This is a genomic window from Lacticaseibacillus salsurivasis (assembly GCF_036246225.1).
Taxonomy (GTDB): domain Bacteria; phylum Bacillota; class Bacilli; order Lactobacillales; family Lactobacillaceae; genus Lacticaseibacillus; species Lacticaseibacillus salsurivasis.
Genome location: NZ_BTTP01000014.1, coordinates 59,010 through 73,230, shown reverse-complemented (window position 1 = coordinate 73,230; position 14,221 = coordinate 59,010). Strand labels below are relative to the sequence as shown.

17 protein-coding genes are annotated in these 14,221 nt (G+C 54.6%); 6 read left to right on the top strand and 11 right to left on the bottom strand.

What is annotated here, in order from left to right; all coding sequences use genetic code 11:
* Nucleotide 1 precedes the first annotated feature (1 nt).
* Nucleotides 2-88: an IS3 family transposase gene (locus AAA927_RS12885; protein WP_366150659.1), complete on the top strand. Its 87-nt coding sequence runs from the start codon at nt 2-4 to the stop codon at nt 86-88.
* A 72-nt stretch (nt 89-160) separates the two neighbouring features.
* Here AAA927_RS12885 and AAA927_RS09850 read toward each other — a convergent pair whose 3' ends face one another.
* The 4 genes from AAA927_RS09850 to AAA927_RS09835 form a co-directional block, all read right to left on the bottom strand.
* Nucleotides 161-601, bottom strand: a complete 441-nt coding sequence (locus AAA927_RS09850) for an OsmC family protein (RefSeq protein ID WP_338217710.1) — start codon at nt 599-601, stop codon at nt 161-163.
* Nucleotides 602-667: 66 nt separating this feature from the next.
* Nucleotides 668-2,155, bottom strand: coding sequence for a ribosomal protection-like ABC-F family protein (gene abc-f, locus AAA927_RS09845; RefSeq protein WP_338217709.1), 1,488 nt, complete (start codon nt 2,153-2,155; stop codon nt 668-670).
* 290 nt (nt 2,156-2,445) lie between these two features.
* The gene (locus tag AAA927_RS09840; RefSeq protein WP_125580509.1) at nt 2,446-3,063 is read right to left on the bottom strand and encodes an SDR family oxidoreductase; all 618 of its coding nucleotides are present in this window, start codon (nt 3,061-3,063) and stop codon (nt 2,446-2,448) included.
* 18 nt (nt 3,064-3,081) lie between these two features.
* The gene (locus AAA927_RS09835) at nt 3,082-3,924 is read right to left on the bottom strand and encodes an aldo/keto reductase (RefSeq protein ID WP_338217708.1); all 843 of its coding nucleotides are present in this window, start codon (nt 3,922-3,924) and stop codon (nt 3,082-3,084) included.
* A 140-nt stretch (nt 3,925-4,064) separates the two neighbouring features.
* Between AAA927_RS09835 and AAA927_RS09830 the strand changes: the two genes are divergently transcribed.
* Nucleotides 4,065-4,766, top strand: coding sequence for a TIGR00266 family protein (locus AAA927_RS09830; protein ID WP_338217707.1), 702 nt, complete (start codon nt 4,065-4,067; stop codon nt 4,764-4,766).
* A gap of 95 nt (nt 4,767-4,861) precedes the next feature.
* Nucleotides 4,862-5,749 (top strand): NAD(P)H-dependent flavin oxidoreductase, encoded by an 888-nt coding sequence (locus AAA927_RS09825; protein ID WP_338217706.1) that lies wholly within the window; start codon nt 4,862-4,864, stop codon nt 5,747-5,749.
* Between the two features lie 83 nt (nt 5,750-5,832).
* On the opposite strand, the gene AAA927_RS09820 is transcribed toward AAA927_RS09825, so the two are convergent.
* Nucleotides 5,833-6,573, bottom strand: coding sequence for a permease prefix domain 1-containing protein (locus AAA927_RS09820; RefSeq protein WP_338217705.1), 741 nt, complete (start codon nt 6,571-6,573; stop codon nt 5,833-5,835).
* Between the two features lie 2 nt (nt 6,574-6,575).
* The gene (locus AAA927_RS09815; protein WP_338217704.1) at nt 6,576-6,899 is read right to left on the bottom strand and encodes a PadR family transcriptional regulator; all 324 of its coding nucleotides are present in this window, start codon (nt 6,897-6,899) and stop codon (nt 6,576-6,578) included.
* Nucleotides 6,900-7,041: 142 nt separating this feature from the next.
* Here AAA927_RS09815 and AAA927_RS09810 point away from each other — a divergent pair, with 142 nt between their 5' ends.
* Nucleotides 7,042-7,590, top strand: a complete 549-nt coding sequence (locus tag AAA927_RS09810) for a GNAT family N-acetyltransferase (protein ID WP_338217703.1) — start codon at nt 7,042-7,044, stop codon at nt 7,588-7,590.
* 73 nt (nt 7,591-7,663) lie between these two features.
* Here the strand turns inward: AAA927_RS09810 and AAA927_RS09805 are convergent, their stop codons facing one another.
* Nucleotides 7,664-8,200, bottom strand: coding sequence for an NADPH-dependent FMN reductase (locus AAA927_RS09805; RefSeq protein WP_338217702.1), 537 nt, complete (start codon nt 8,198-8,200; stop codon nt 7,664-7,666).
* Between the two features lie 83 nt (nt 8,201-8,283).
* Nucleotides 8,284-9,234 carry a Dyp-type peroxidase gene (locus AAA927_RS09800; protein ID WP_338217701.1) on the bottom strand — a complete coding sequence of 317 codons (951 nt, stop codon included), beginning with the start codon at nt 9,232-9,234 and terminating at the stop codon, nt 8,284-8,286.
* A gap of 207 nt (nt 9,235-9,441) precedes the next feature.
* On the opposite strand from AAA927_RS09800, the gene AAA927_RS09795 reads away from it, so the two are divergent.
* Entirely contained in the window at nt 9,442-11,064 is a 1,623-nt protein-coding gene (locus AAA927_RS09795; RefSeq protein WP_338217700.1) for an ABC-F family ATP-binding cassette domain-containing protein, read from the top strand.
* 50 nt (nt 11,065-11,114) lie between these two features.
* Here AAA927_RS09795 and AAA927_RS09790 read toward each other — a convergent pair whose 3' ends face one another.
* From AAA927_RS09790 to AAA927_RS09780, 3 genes are all read right to left on the bottom strand, one after another.
* Nucleotides 11,115-11,612, bottom strand: a complete 498-nt coding sequence (locus AAA927_RS09790) for a GNAT family N-acetyltransferase (RefSeq protein WP_338217699.1) — start codon at nt 11,610-11,612, stop codon at nt 11,115-11,117.
* Nucleotides 11,609-12,085, bottom strand: coding sequence for a hypothetical protein (locus AAA927_RS09785; protein ID WP_338217698.1), 477 nt, complete (start codon nt 12,083-12,085; stop codon nt 11,609-11,611). Before AAA927_RS09785 ends, AAA927_RS09790 begins: the two co-directional genes overlap by 4 nt.
* 84 nt (nt 12,086-12,169) lie before the next feature.
* A complete protein-coding gene (locus AAA927_RS09780; RefSeq protein WP_338217697.1) occupies nt 12,170-12,793 on the bottom strand; it encodes an HAD family hydrolase in 624 nt (207 codons plus the stop codon).
* Nucleotides 12,794-13,095: 302 nt separating this feature from the next.
* On the opposite strand from AAA927_RS09780, the gene AAA927_RS09775 reads away from it, so the two are divergent.
* Nucleotides 13,096-14,220, top strand: a complete 1,125-nt coding sequence (locus tag AAA927_RS09775) for an exonuclease SbcCD subunit D (protein ID WP_338217696.1) — start codon at nt 13,096-13,098, stop codon at nt 14,218-14,220.
* Nucleotide 14,221 lies beyond the last annotated feature (1 nt).

Below are 14,221 nucleotides of genomic sequence, written 5' to 3'. Positions count from 1 at the left end.
TGTGGATTGGTTTAACAATGTCAGAATTTCGAGAAACAAAAATGGCTTGACCCCAGTTGAGTACCGGGAACAAACCATGATTGCTTAATTCAAAATCTAAATTGTCTAACTTTTCTATTGCACTTCAACAGTCGGTGGTCTTTTTTGCGGAGGCAAGGGTTTATTCGCCTAGGCTGGCGTCATCGGTGAACTGATCCACCAGCTGGAAGGAGACATTGTCGTTATCTTTCAGCAGCTTGGCCACCGGACATTCATCTAGCGCCGTGGCAATCAGGCGTTGGGCGTCAGCTTCATCATGCTGCGGCATTTGAATTTGGGCCGCCACCAAAAACTGATACCCTGGTTGGTCGCGCGTGATGTCGATGCGCACCCGGACCTTGGAGTCTTCAGGCGTATGTTCGCGCGCCTCAATTAGGCGAATGGTGGCGTTGAAACAGGTGGCCAAGGCAAACCCGATGAACTGTTCGGGATTGGTGCCCGGCGCGGCGATCAGCGAGCTGGATACGCCCAGCGCCAGGCCTTCATCGCCTTCAACGAAGCTGGTTCCGGTTAAGCCATTGTGATTTTGGACGAAGGTATGATACAGCGACACATTACTCATGCAAATCCCTCCTTATCTTGTTCCTTGAGGGTAGCACAATCCCGCCAGTGCGTCTGGTTTGAACGCTTATGCTTGCGCAGGTTCAAGTGTCACAATTTTGGTGGCGACGCGGTCAATGAAGGCCTGGTCGTGTTCGATGAAAAGGAGGGTCGGTTGGTTGACTTGCAGGCTTTGGGCCAACTGGTCTTGATTATACAAGTCGAGATAGTTCAAGGGCTCATCCCACACCAACAAATTCGCCGGCGTGACTAATGAGCGTGCCAATTCAACTTTTTTCTGCTGGCCCATGCTGAGCTGCTCAATCGGGGTGGTGAAGGCGCTGCGTTCGAGCCCCAGTTTCTTGAGGTTATTGAGCAGGCTTTCGTAATCCAAATGATGGCCGGCGGCGAAGTCCTTCAGGAGGCCGCGGTTATCTGGCACCTGGCGCATCAGGCTCAACTGCAGCTGCGGCTGGGTGATGGTGCCGGCGATGGTACCGGAGAACTGACCCAGCAAGGCGCGCAGTAGCGAGGACTTGCCAATGCCATTGGGGCCAACCAAGGCCACGCGTTCACCAGGCCGGACGTCGAAAGACACGGGCTTGAACAGCGGCTGCTCGTAGCCAACGGTTAAATCAACGACATGCAGATACGGGTCGTGGTGGTCAGGGATGGTATTGATGGTGAGGGCTGGGACGTCCTCGATATTCTTGAGCAGCTTCGACTTGGCGTCGATTTCCTTGTCCATTCGGTGCTCGAGGTTGAGGCGCTTTTTCATTTCCCGGGCAGCCATGTGGCTGATGCGGCCGCGGTCTTTGTGAGCGCTGTTGAATTCGTGGCGGCTGCCGTTGATGTCTTTTTCACGGCTGTCGGCCCATTGCCCCTTGGCCCGCGCGCTTTGCTGCAGGCGGCCGATTTCGTGCTTGAGTTTGCTGTTTTCGGCTTGTTCAAAAGCGTTTTGGCGGTCGCGCGCTTCGGCGTAGACGTCATAGTTGCCTTGATACAGCGTGATATCGGCTTTGTCGATAGCCAAGGTATGATCAGTGGTCGCATTCAAAAAAGCACGGTCATGGCTAATCAAAATGAAGCCGGACTTTTGCTGGAGATATTGCGCCACCAGCGCGCGGCTGGCCTGGTCCAGGTGATTGGTAGGCTCATCAATCAAGGCAAACCCGCTGGCCTGCGTGAACAGCAGCGCTAAGCGGACTTTGGTTTGCTCGCCGCCGGATAGCGCCTGGTACGGCCGCCACAGAATATCGGGATCGACGTGCATCAGATTAAGCTCGCGTTCCAATTCCCACTGCTCGGCGTCGCTGACGGCCTGCATGGCGTACAGCGTGAGTTGGCTTTCATCCGCAATCGGTTGGGGAAAATAGTTGAACGTGAGCGGCGTTGTAATTTGGCCGCGATACTCATGCTGATGCTGCAAGAGTTCCAGCAAGGTGGTTTTGCCCCGGCCGTTGCGTCCGACCAAACCAAGGTGCCAGCGGGTATCAAAGTTGAACGAGACATGCGAGAACAATTCCGGTTGGCCTGGGTAGCCAAAAGATAAATCAATTAATTCAATGGTCGCCATGAGGCAGCACATCCTTTCTAAAGGACGCGCCTGAAACGGGGGACACCAGCTTGGCAGCACACAAAAAGGACCACGCCGAAACGTCGCCCTCTGAAAAATTCAGTGAGCCGTTTCAGTAAGCCAAGCCAAAAGTGCCGAGATTCCTCCCCAGATTTCAGGGCTTCGACAAATTCGGTATTGGCTTACTTCAACGGCTTCACTTCCGATCGATTTGATAAAACGATTATGCACGCTTGCTTGGGAAAAAGCAAATGCGCACCCAAAATAACTGTTTACCCGGCGATTCGCGGTTAGAACGCCTGAGCAATCGGCACGGTGCCGCTCGCAATTTTAATCGTCTCGCGATGCAGTTCCGAGGTGACGGCTTCCACCAACACAGTCGCGACATCTTGGCGGCTGATGGTGCCATTGGCTGCCGGTTGTAGCGTAATTTTGCCGGTGCCGGCTTCGTTGGTCAGTGCCACCGGCTGGACAATCACCCAATCGAGCATGGTGCGGGTCCGCAACCATTCATCGGCGTAGAACTTGGCGATGTAGTAGTCGTGCAGCACATCCGGCCATTTGTCCCGCAGCTCAGCGTTAATCGTGCTGAGCTGGATAAAGCGCGTCACACCGGCTTGTTGCGCTGCCGCCATGGTTTTGACGGCGCCGTCCAAATCGATGGCCAGCAAGGATTTGCCAGCGGAACCGGCAGCAAAAATCACGGCGTCGGCGCCGGTCATTGCGGCCGCTAATTCATCAATTGGCTGGTTGAGATCAAATGCCACCGGCGTGAAGGCACTGGAGGCCGCCGGCGCTTGACTAGCGGGATCACGGTAGCCGCCCATGACTTCGCAGTCATTGGTGAGCAGCGTTTCGACAATTAATTGGCCCACTTGACCATGGGCGCCAACAACAAAGACTTTCATCTGGATAACCTCCTTGGGTTAGAGCGATTGCAAAGCAACTTTAGCCGTCGGTGCCGGGAAGGCGGCATCGATGATTGTCTCATCGGCGGGCGTTAACGTTGCGGCTAGCGCGTCGAGATTAGCGGCCATGTGAGCAGGGTTACTGGTTTTGACCAATGGCAAGACATCGCCCCGGCCGGCCCAGGCCAGCAGTAGTTGGTGCGCACTCAGGTGTTTGGCCTCAGCCAGGGCTTGCACGCTGGCCGGTAGCTTAATCTGATGCCCGTCACCAGAGCCAAATGGTGAGTAGCCGAGCATCGGTAGCTGATGGCGCCGTTGGTACGGCAGTAAATCATATTCAATGCCGCGGGCGGTCGGGTTGTAAAGCACCTCATTGGCCGCGAGATTCGCGCCCCTGGCAAACGCACGGACCGCTTCCAGATCGGCCACGTCGAAATTGGAAACCCCATAAGCGCGGATCAAACCCTCTTTTTGTAGCGCGGCCAAGCCCGCCATGGTTTCGGCGATGGGCGTGGTGCCAGGCCAGTGCAACAGATATAAGTCGAGGTAGTTGGTGTGCAGCCGCTGCAAACTGGCCAGTAGCGACTGGCGCATCAGCTTGGCCGTGGCATGCCATGGATAAAACTTGGACACCAAGAACAAATTTTCCCGTGGGTAATCGGGGAGCACCTGCCCAATCAGCGTTTCCGCCCGGCCTTCGCCGTACATTTCGGCGGTATCAATCAAGGTCAGGCCGGCATCCAGGCCAGCGCGCAAGGCCGCCTGTTCCTGCTGGGATTGGGCGGCATTGCCTTCACCGACATGCCAGGTGCCGATGCCTAAAGCCGGCACGGTTTGGCCAGCGATGGTCATTGTTTTCATCACTTGCACCTCCTGCTTCGATGATAGCACGCACCTAGCGCGATGTAACGAAATTCTTATCATTAGTAAGTGAAAACGTGGTCGCGCCGCTACCGGCTTTGCGCTACACTGCAAGTATCATCAAGATTGGAGGAGAGAATATGGAGTATGAACTGAAAGGTGAAAGCCCGTTTCCGCTGGCGTTAATTCACTTGGACCGCGGCGATAGCGTGCAGATTGAAGCCGGGGCGATGCTGTATCACAATGGTAAAATCACCCTGGAAGGGCACATGAACAGCAATGGCAAATCTGGCCTGGGCGGTTTGATGAGTGCGATTGGGCGGAAGATGACCTCAGGGGAGTCGTTTTTCATCACGACCGCCACTGGCGCTGAGGCTGGTGGTACGCTGGCCATTGCGCCTGGTAACCCAGGTCCGATTACTGAGTTGCCGGTGGATGACAGTCATCAATGGCGGCTCAACACCGGCGCCTTTTTGGCCACTGACACCTCGGCTGGCTATTCAATGGTGCGGCAAAAAGTGGACGCGGCCGTGTTCGGTGGCACCGGCGGGTTGTATGTCATGGAAACCCACGGCACGGGTAAAATGCTGATTTCCGCTTATGGCGATTTGTTGCCGATTGACCTGGATGGCGAGGATTATGTCATCGACAACAACCATGTCGTGGCTTGGGACCGCAACTTGGATTATCACATCGAAGCCGCCAGCGGTAGCTTTGGTTACACCACCGGCGAAGGCCTGGTGAACCGCTTTTCGGGGCGCGGCCGGGTGTATATCCAAACCCGCAACGTTGAAGCCCTGGCTAATCTGGTCAAACCGTTCATTCCCACCAGTTCGGATTAATCCGGTTTAAATTTATGGTGGCGTTTACACGCTTTCGCGAGTACGCTGGAAGTAACGGGTTGCGCAAACGAGCAACCAACGAAGGGGGACTGGACATGACAACCACTTTAGGGACCAGATTGCCGCTCATTCAAGGCGCACTGGCCGGCATTTCAAAGGCATCGCTAGTCAGCGCGGTTAGCCGCGCCGGGGGTTTAGGGGTATTGACCACCGCCAATCGGAGCGTGGAGCGGCTCAGTGAAAGCATCGCCGCAGTGCGCGCCGCCACCGATCAGCCATTTGCGGTCAACTTGATGCTCCAACAACCGAATATGGCTGAGGTGGTGCCTTACCTGATTGCCCATCCAGTACCGGTGGTCACAACCAGTGCTGGGACCCCGAAACGCTTTATCGCCGCGCTGCAAGCGGCTGGCACCAAAGTCGTCGCGGTGATTCCGTCAGTCAAAGTCGCCGAGAAAATGGCCGCGTTAGGCGCTGATGCCATTGTGGCAGAAGGTATGGAATCTGGCGGCCATATCGGCACGGAAACGACTTTTAGTCTAGTGCGGCAAGTGACCGCCGCCGTTGATCTGCCGGTCTATGCCGCCGGGGGCATTGCGGATGCCGCCGGCGTTAAGGCAGCCGAAGCCCTTGGCGCAGTCGGCGTGCAAGTGGGCACGGCCTTTATGGTCGCCCATGAAACGTCTATCAGTGCAGCCTACAAAGCCGCGATTGTGGCCGCTGATGATACCGCCACGGTGGTCACCGGCCACGCACTGGGGGATGCGGTGCGCTGCTTGAAGAATCCATTGACCGACGCCTACTTTAAAGCAGAAGCCGCTGGCGCCAGTGCCGACGAGCTGCACGCACTGCTGGACGGCAGCTTGGAGCGGGCCATTGCGGGGGACTTGGAACATGGCACCTTGATGGCGGGGCAAATTGCTGGCATGATCCAAGGGACGGCTCCGGCGGCGACGATTGTGAATCGGTTGTATCCACAGTAAAGTGCTCGCCGCTGTGGTTTGATATCAAGAATTAGGAATTCAAAAGGCGCTGCCTCCCTCATTCGGGAAGCAGCGCCTTTGCATTAGTGAAACAATTGTCCTGGCCGGGCCTCAGCCAATCGTTTATATCCGTTATTGATGGCCTGCACATAAATCATGTAAAACACGCCAATCGCCACCATGAAAAGCAAGAGCACCGCGCCGAAGTTGTCGGCAATGATAATGGCAGGAATAATCGAACAGATGCAGCAGGTAATACCTGCCACCAGCCCAATCATGCGTGGCCGCTGGTAGGCTTCGAGCTGCCGCGCGGCCAGGCGGATGATGCCACTGGTCACGGCGTATTGCCGCAAACTGCGAGCCACGCGCCGGCGGTGTGAAGTGGCCATGATGATGCAAGCGACGCCGCTGGCTGCGGCCAACACAAAGGCAACAGCGGGCTGAGAATCTGAGTTGGTAATATCGTCGAACATGACTGCTAGCGCCACACTGGCGATGCAGAGCGCAACGCCTAAGCCTAGACCGGCGGCGTAGCGGAGTGTGGCTTGCCAATAGCTTTGGGCATCTTCAGTGGTTAGGGCTTCCGGTGCTTCGGCGTCCTCGCTGGTGGCTGGATGAACATCCAGCGCTGCGAGCACCTCATCAATCGACCCCACCGAGCTGATGACTTCGCCTAACGCCTCACTGGCGCTAAGGCCCCGCGCCAAGGCGTCGTGGTAATGGTCTTCCATCGCCGCCAGCAGATCTGCTTTGGCTTGCCGCACCGCTGCGGAAGGTGGGACATTCTTGAATAATCCGTCGAGATACACTTGTAAACTTTCCATTGTTACTCCTCCAAAAAATGGGTGACGACGCCTTGGACCTGGTGCCACTCTTGTTTTTTCGCTGCTAAAATCGTGCGGCCAATTCCGGTGAGATGGTAGTAAGTGCGCGGCCGGCCATACGAGAGTTCACCGGCGTAGGCGCTCAGTGCGCCACTTTTGACCAGACGCGTTAGCGTTGAATACAACGTGGTTTCGCGCAAGGTGTAGGCGTCATTGGTGCCAGCGGTGATGGCTTTGCTGATCTCGAACCCGTACGAATCACCACGCGCGAGTACGGCCAAAATGATGGCATCGTTGTAGCCGCGCATGCTATCGCTTGAAATCACTGCCCTCACCTCCGATTACTCCACCTGATGAAGTAATCATAGCACGAACTGCCTACTCGCGCTCTCGTGCTTGAGACCGATTCTGGCTTGTAAGTGCTGATCAAGTGGGGTAGGGTAAAAACATGTTTCGAGGAGGAATACAATGTTCAGTTATTCGGTTGATGAAGAGATTGAATTGGCAATACCACGACCAGCGCTAGATGCGCCAGCCTTGTTCAAGTTGCTCGAGGCTGACCGCTCAGTACTTAGCCGGTATCTGCCTTGGGTCAGTCAGACCAAAACGGCGGCGGATGAGGAGCAAGCGCTCCGGCTATTCAATACGCATCTGGGCACTGGCCAATCCCTTAATTTAGTGCTGATGGTGGCCGGTGAGGTGGCGGGTATGATTAGCTTTAACGGTTTTGCGGCTAATCGAAGTGCCGACGTGGGATACTGGCTTGGCGCTGCCTTCCGCGGCCGTAATGTGATGCATCGTGCAGTGGCGGGCTTGTGCGAGTTGGGCTTCGGCCAGTATGGGCTGAACAAGATTATCATCCGGGCCGCTGTCGATAATGCGGCTAGCAATGCCGTAGCGCGCAAGGCCGGCTTTCATTTAGATGGGACCTTGCGCGATGGCGAGCCGTTGGCGGATGGCTTTCACGATGAAAACGAGTGGTCGCTGCTCAAAAGGGAATGGGTAAGCAGAGATTAAGTCAATCAGTGGACTTAACCAAAACGACCCGAATCACGTCAGTGTGACGTGATTCGGGTCGTTTTTAGTTGGCTTAGGCCTCGACGAATTTGATGAAGTTGGCCATGCACGTATCGAGAAATTCGATGTCCTTTTGATCAGTCAACACGCCGTTAGCATCGAAGGCGTTCATGGCGTGAGCGAGCAGGAACTCATTGCCGGGCATGACATGGGCGGCAATACTCATTGAGTCCAAAATCTGGCGCAGATGGCCTTGCGCCCGGACCGTGCCCAGTGGGCCTAACGCAGCGCCGACAATCATCACTTTTTTGCCAGCTAAGGGATGTTCTACCCGCGAACACCAATCGAGGGCATTCTTTAAAACCGCGGGAATACTGTGGTTATGCTCAGGGGTCGCGATAATCACCGCATCCGCCGCGGCAATCGCGGCGCGAAAGTCGACTACCGCCTGAGTAGGATGGTCTTCGTCATCCTGATTGAACATCGGTAGCTGCTTGGTTTCCAGCAAGGTCAAGTCGACCTGGTTGGCGTAGCGCTGCTGCATGAACTTGAGCAACATCCGATTATGCGAACCTGAGTAATTATTCCCGACAATGCCAACTAACTTCACGCTAGTCACACTCCATTCTTTGAGTTGAATAGGTTATTATTCACGCAAAAATGGCAAAAGTGCAACCTTGAAGCTCGAATGGCTTATTTCTGTGGTAACTCCTCATCCGCGATTGCCGCCAAGGTGTCCTTGGACGGAATGAAGAACACTTCGCCGGTGACCGGCGTCGAGAAGTCGAGCAAGCGGTCAGATTGGCTGAACATGTTATTCAGCATACGCTTGGTGACGCTCCAGTGGCGGGCGTAACCGATGAAGTAGGTGCCTTTTACGTCCTTTGCCGCATCGGCAAATGGGACGTTCATGCGCACGATTTTGTGTTCAATGCCGCCTTCGTTATCCTGCGAGGCGAGGTTGTGCGCGTTCTTGAGCTTATCTTCGTCAGCCAGTTCAATGTCAGTGAACTTCTTGCGGCCAATCGCAGCTTCCTGCTGCTCGACCTTGAGCCGGTCCCAGGCTTTCATGTCATGCAGATACTTCTGGGCAAAGGCGTAAGAACCATTGATGAAAGTTGGGTCTTCATCGCCGATCACGGCGTATTCCGGGGTGTCCAAGGCGCTGGGATTTTCCGTGCCATCCACAAAGCCGATGATGGCGCGGCCTTCAAAATACCGGAAGCCGTGGGTTTCGTCCAAGGTCTCAGTGGTATCACCGATAATGGTCATAATCTCGGAAAGTAGTTCGTATGGCACCGCTGAATTGCGCGCCCGCAGGTGGAAAAAGAGATCCGCTGGGGTGGCCGGGGCAGTGTGCTTAGGACCTTCGATTGGGGCAAATTCCTCGAGCTCGGCTGGCACTTGGGCGGTCGGGAACAGATAGTCCCAGGCTTGGCGCGAGAAGCCGAAAGCCACGGCAAGGCCGCTATCAGGATAGCGAATGGCCATGCTGTTATTGAAGGCTGGCAGGTGCTCAGCCAGATCCGTGATGGCCGCCAGTTCTGCGGCTTGGTCTTGGCGCTTGAGGTTCATGGTGGCGAAGATGATGTTGTCACCGGCATCTTTATAAACATCTTGGACGTTGCGTAAATCGATTGGCATAACTTATCCCTCCAAATTAGAATCATTCTATTAATAATTTACCATAGATAGTGAGATCTTTGGGCAGATTTGCTCAAATAAGTTTTGCACAACATAAAATAACGTTTGCCTGCCAATCCCTGCGGCCCGGCTTGTTTACTGGCCAGGCTTTTGGTATCATGATTCGAATGCATATAGTAGAAAACAACAGTAAAGTGAGGTAGCGCAGTGCTTACAGTTTCCAACGTTTCCATGACGTTTTCGGATCGGACCTTGTATACCGATGTTAATTTGAAATTCACGCCGGGCAATTGCTACGGCATCATTGGCGCAAATGGCGCCGGGAAGTCAACGTTTCTGAAGATTTTGGAAGGGCGCCTCAAGCCGACCACCGGCAGCGTGAGCCTCGATCCGAACGAACGGATGAGCAGCTTGAAGCAGGATCATTTTGCCTTCGATGATCAGACGGTGATGAACACCGTGCTGCAGGGTTACACCCGGCTGTATGAAGTCATGACGGAAAAAGATGCACTTTACGCGAAATCGGACTTTTCCGAAGCCGATGGCAACCGCGCCGCGGAGCTGGAAGGCGAGTTCGCTGAAATGGACGGCTGGAACGCGGAAAGTGATGCCAGTCAGCTGCTCCAATCCTTAGGTATTGGCGAAGCGATGCATCAGACCTTGATGGCCGAGCTGCCAGAAGGCGAGAAGGTCAAGGTCCTCTTGGCGCAGGCACTGTTTGGCAAGCCTGATGTCTTGCTGCTGGACGAACCGACGAACGGGCTAGATCCGCAGACGATCGATTGGTTGGAAGACTTTTTGGCCGACTACCAAAACACAGTGCTCGTGGTCAGCCATGACCGGCACTTCCTGAACGCGGTGTGCACGATGATGTGCGACGTGGACTTCGGCAAAATTGAGCTGTTCGTTGGTAACTACGACTTCTGGCTGGAAAGCTCCAAGCTGGCGCAACAACTGCGCAGCCAGCAGAATGCCAAGAAGGAAGAACAGATCAAGCAGCTGCAAGAATTTATCGCGCGCTTCTCGGCGAACGCGTCCAAGTCCAAGCAAGCGACCTCACGGAAAAAGCAGCTGGATAAAATCACTTTGGATGACATCAAGCCATCCTCGCGTAAGTATCCTTATATCAAGTTTGAACCGGAACGCGCCTTGGGCAATGACTTGCTACGGGTGGAGAATGTCTCCAAGACCATCGATGGCGAAACCATTTTGTCCAACGTGTCCTTTATCCTGCGGCCTGGCGACAAGACCGCGTTCATTTCTCGCTCAGACGTGACCGCCAGTGTGCTCATGCAGATTTTGGCCGGCACCATGCAGCCTGATAGTGGTACCGTCACTTGGGGCGTGACCACTGCTCGCGCCAGCATGCCGCGTGACTTGAACCCGGAATTTGCCGACGACCGCTTGGACATTCTTGAATGGCTGCGGCAATTCGCCAGCAAGGAGGAAAGTGACAACACCTTCCTGCGCGGGTTCCTAGGTCAGATGTTGTTCCGCGGGGATGACGTGCTTAAGCAAACGCCTGTCATGTCTGGGGGCGAGAAGGTGCGCGCCTATCTGGCCAAAATGATGCTCAGCAAGGCCAATGTGCTGCTGCTGGATGATCCGACCAACCACCTGGATCTGGAAAGCATCACGGCCTTGAACGATGCGTTGATTGACTTCAAGGGGTCGCTCCTCTTCACCAGTCATGACCACCAGTTCATCCAGACCATTGCCAACCACATTATCGAAGTGGGACCAAAAGGCATCGTCGATCGCGCTGACACGACTTATGATGAGTTTATGGCGCATGACGTGGCGCAGGCTCAGGTTAACGATATTTATTAGCAAAAAATCACCCGTGATTCGCTGAGAATCACGGGTGATTTTGTCAAGATTTACAATTCAAACTGCGGGCCACTGCCGTAGATGACTTCCTCTAGCGGGCCGAAGTCGGTCGGAGTCTGCTTGTGCTGGCCTGTTGCATGAAAACCTTGCCGCTCATAGAAACGCCGCGCCGACACATTGTTCGTTAGCACGACTAAGTAAATCGAACTGAAGTCCGGTTCAAGCCGGGCCAGTGCACCTTGCATTAGCAGTTGGCCGATGCCTTGGTGTTGCTGGGCCGGATGCACATAAATGGAGTACAGCTCACCGGCCCCGACAAAGCGCGGATCACGCGCCGGTCCGAACGCGCAAACGCCAGCTAGCTGGTCATCGGCCAGTGCCAGTAGCGTCTGGTTTTGCCGTTTTTCTGGGTGCCACGTCGCCGGCGTCAGCTGGTCAAGATAGCCAGCTGGCACTAGGTCGCGATACGCCACTTGCCAGGTGTCATAGTATAACTGGGCCACTGCAGCAAAGTCAGTGGCCGCGGTGGCAGGAACGATTTTGATCAATCTGTTGCCCCCTTGCTTGATGCTTCGGCCGAATCTATCGATAGGAGTTCATAGTCGAGTAAATCGAATTTGACTTTCCCTTGGTTCAGGTTCTTGCTATGCAGTGTCAGTACCATTGAGTATGTCGCTTTCACCGGGAAGGGCTTCGTAGCCTTAACCTGATAGATTAGCAGGTACTGATGTTTGGGCATTTGCTTTTCTACCCGGAGGCCGATGCCTTTAAATTTGCTGGCATCGGCACTTGGGTCGCCGGCGGCCAGGGCGCGGTGAGCAAGCTTCCAGAATGAAGCGTTCTGGGTGTCATTCAGTTGGTTGACTTTATCTGAAAACAGCACCCGCGTTTTGGCCGCGTTGTAACTAGGCGCGGTGTCCGGTTCAGGTTTCGGTTGCGAGGCCGTTGTCCCGCAACCGGCGAGTCCAGCCACGCCAACCAGCCCCAGTAGCGTTAATATCAAACGATAAACATTTTTCATTTTAAAAGCCTCCAGTAGATAGTGACGACAAATATTCGTCCTACTAAAGGCGTTGTTTTTTTCGCGAATTTTTAGTCTGAAGGCTTAAAGCAGTTGCTTCAGGTCAGCCGGGGTTTTGAGGCGCGCGGCAATGGGGTCAAATTCAGGGCCGGGCTGAGGCGTGGTCCAGGTGGCTAGGGCAAAAGCGACCTTGGCGTCATGCGCCGCCTGGGCATCGGTGGCCGTATCACCAACGTAGACGGTGTCAGCGAAATCGCCACCCACGCGCTGCATGGCCAGCAAAATCGGATCCCCAAACGGTTTGTTGCGCTTGGCTTCCCCAGCGCCCACAATGGTATCGAAGTAGTGACTGAACCCAAAACGCTGGTCATCAATGCTGTATTGATCGCGATTTTTGGATGTCACAATGCCGGTTTTGGCGCCAGCTGCGCGCAACGCGACCAGGGTGTCTTTCATGCCAGGGAACCAATCCACATCATCGACAAAATCCAGCGAGTCTTGAGTCCATTCCTTGACTGCTGGGGCCACCGCGTCGCCTTCAAAGCCGAGCCGGCCCATCGTGACGGTGGAAGGAATGCCATTGGAAAAGCGTAATTCATCCGTCGTGAATTCCTGGCCATGTCGCCGCATCGTTTTTTGCAGGCCTAATAAGTACATCGTCACCGAATCCAGTAACGTACCGTCGATATCAAAAATAAAAGTTTTCATTGTCACGCCCCCATTCCTTACTAGTATACTCGAAACCGCTGTCATCGAAAACGACAAGCCGTTGACAGTGGTAGGAACGAGTGTTTGGATTATAGAAGAAGGCTGCGGAGCTGGGCGCACTTAGCCCGACAGGTAGCCTAGCTTGTGGCATTATCGCCGTTTTTTGGCGATGAGGCCGCAAGCGTAGCTAACTGCTCGGGCGTTGCCCAGCGGAGCGCAACTAAAAGCTGCAAACCTGGGCATCTTTCTCGGCCATGCAGCCAAGAACGGTTTCCCATTATCAACTCTTCAGGAGGTTTCTAATGCGAATCATGCATACCGCCGATTGGCATATCGGCAAACGACTTAACGCGTTCGACCTACAAGATGATCAAGAGGCGGTGTTTGAACGCCTAGTGAAGGTTGCACAGGACCAGCAGGTAGACGCCATCATGATTGCCGGCGACTTATACGACCGGGCACTGCCGAACGAAACGGCGGTGACCATGGTCAATGGCATGTTGCACCGGCTCAATCGCGAACTGGGGTATCCATTGCTAGTGATTTCGGGAAATCATGATTCCGCGGTGCGGCTAGGTACTGGGCGCGAATGGTATGATGCCACGCAGCTCTATTTGAACACGGAACTGGCTCAAGCCTTTACGCCAGTTGAGTTGGGGGATGTGCAGTTTTTCCTGCTGCCGTATTTTGAACCGGTGGCGGCGCGGCTGTATTTTCATGATGACAGTTTGACCAATATCAACAAAGCCATGCACCGGGTAGCGGCAGAGCTGGCAGAAAAATTCGATCCAGCGAAAAAACATGTGCTGATTGCCCACTTTTTTGCGGCAGGGAGTAAGCATTCCGAATCCGAAACCCTGGTGAACGTGGGCGGCCTCGATGCGGTCAGCGTTGACGACCTACAAGCTTTTGACTATGTGGCACTGGGACATTTGCACAATCGTAATGCCCTCAATGAGCCCAAAGTGCAATACAGCGGCTCGCTGCTGAAGTATTCCGTGTCGGAAGTGACCCAGGAAAAAGGCGTCTACATTCTTGATACCGACACCATGAATCGGCAGTTTATCAGTCTGGCGCCGCTTCATGAGGTGCAACAGCTGACGGGTAGCTTTAAGGAATTCTCCGATCCTGATCATTTTTCCGCTGCCGAGCGTGATGCCTACACGGCCATCAGCTTGACAGATGTTGAGGTGATTCCTAATGTTATGGCCAGTTTGCGCCAGGTCTTTCCGCGCATCATCGAGTTGAAGCGGGAGCAGCATGTCCAACTGGAAACGGCCACGCAAACCAATGTCAAACTTGGGCCGATGCCGCTACTGGCGGACTTTTATCAGCAAGTCACTGGCAGCGACCTCACGCCCGAACAGGAAAGTTGGGCCAAGGCTGCGTTAGCTGAAGCCAGTCGCAGTGAACTGGGTCAAGAATAGG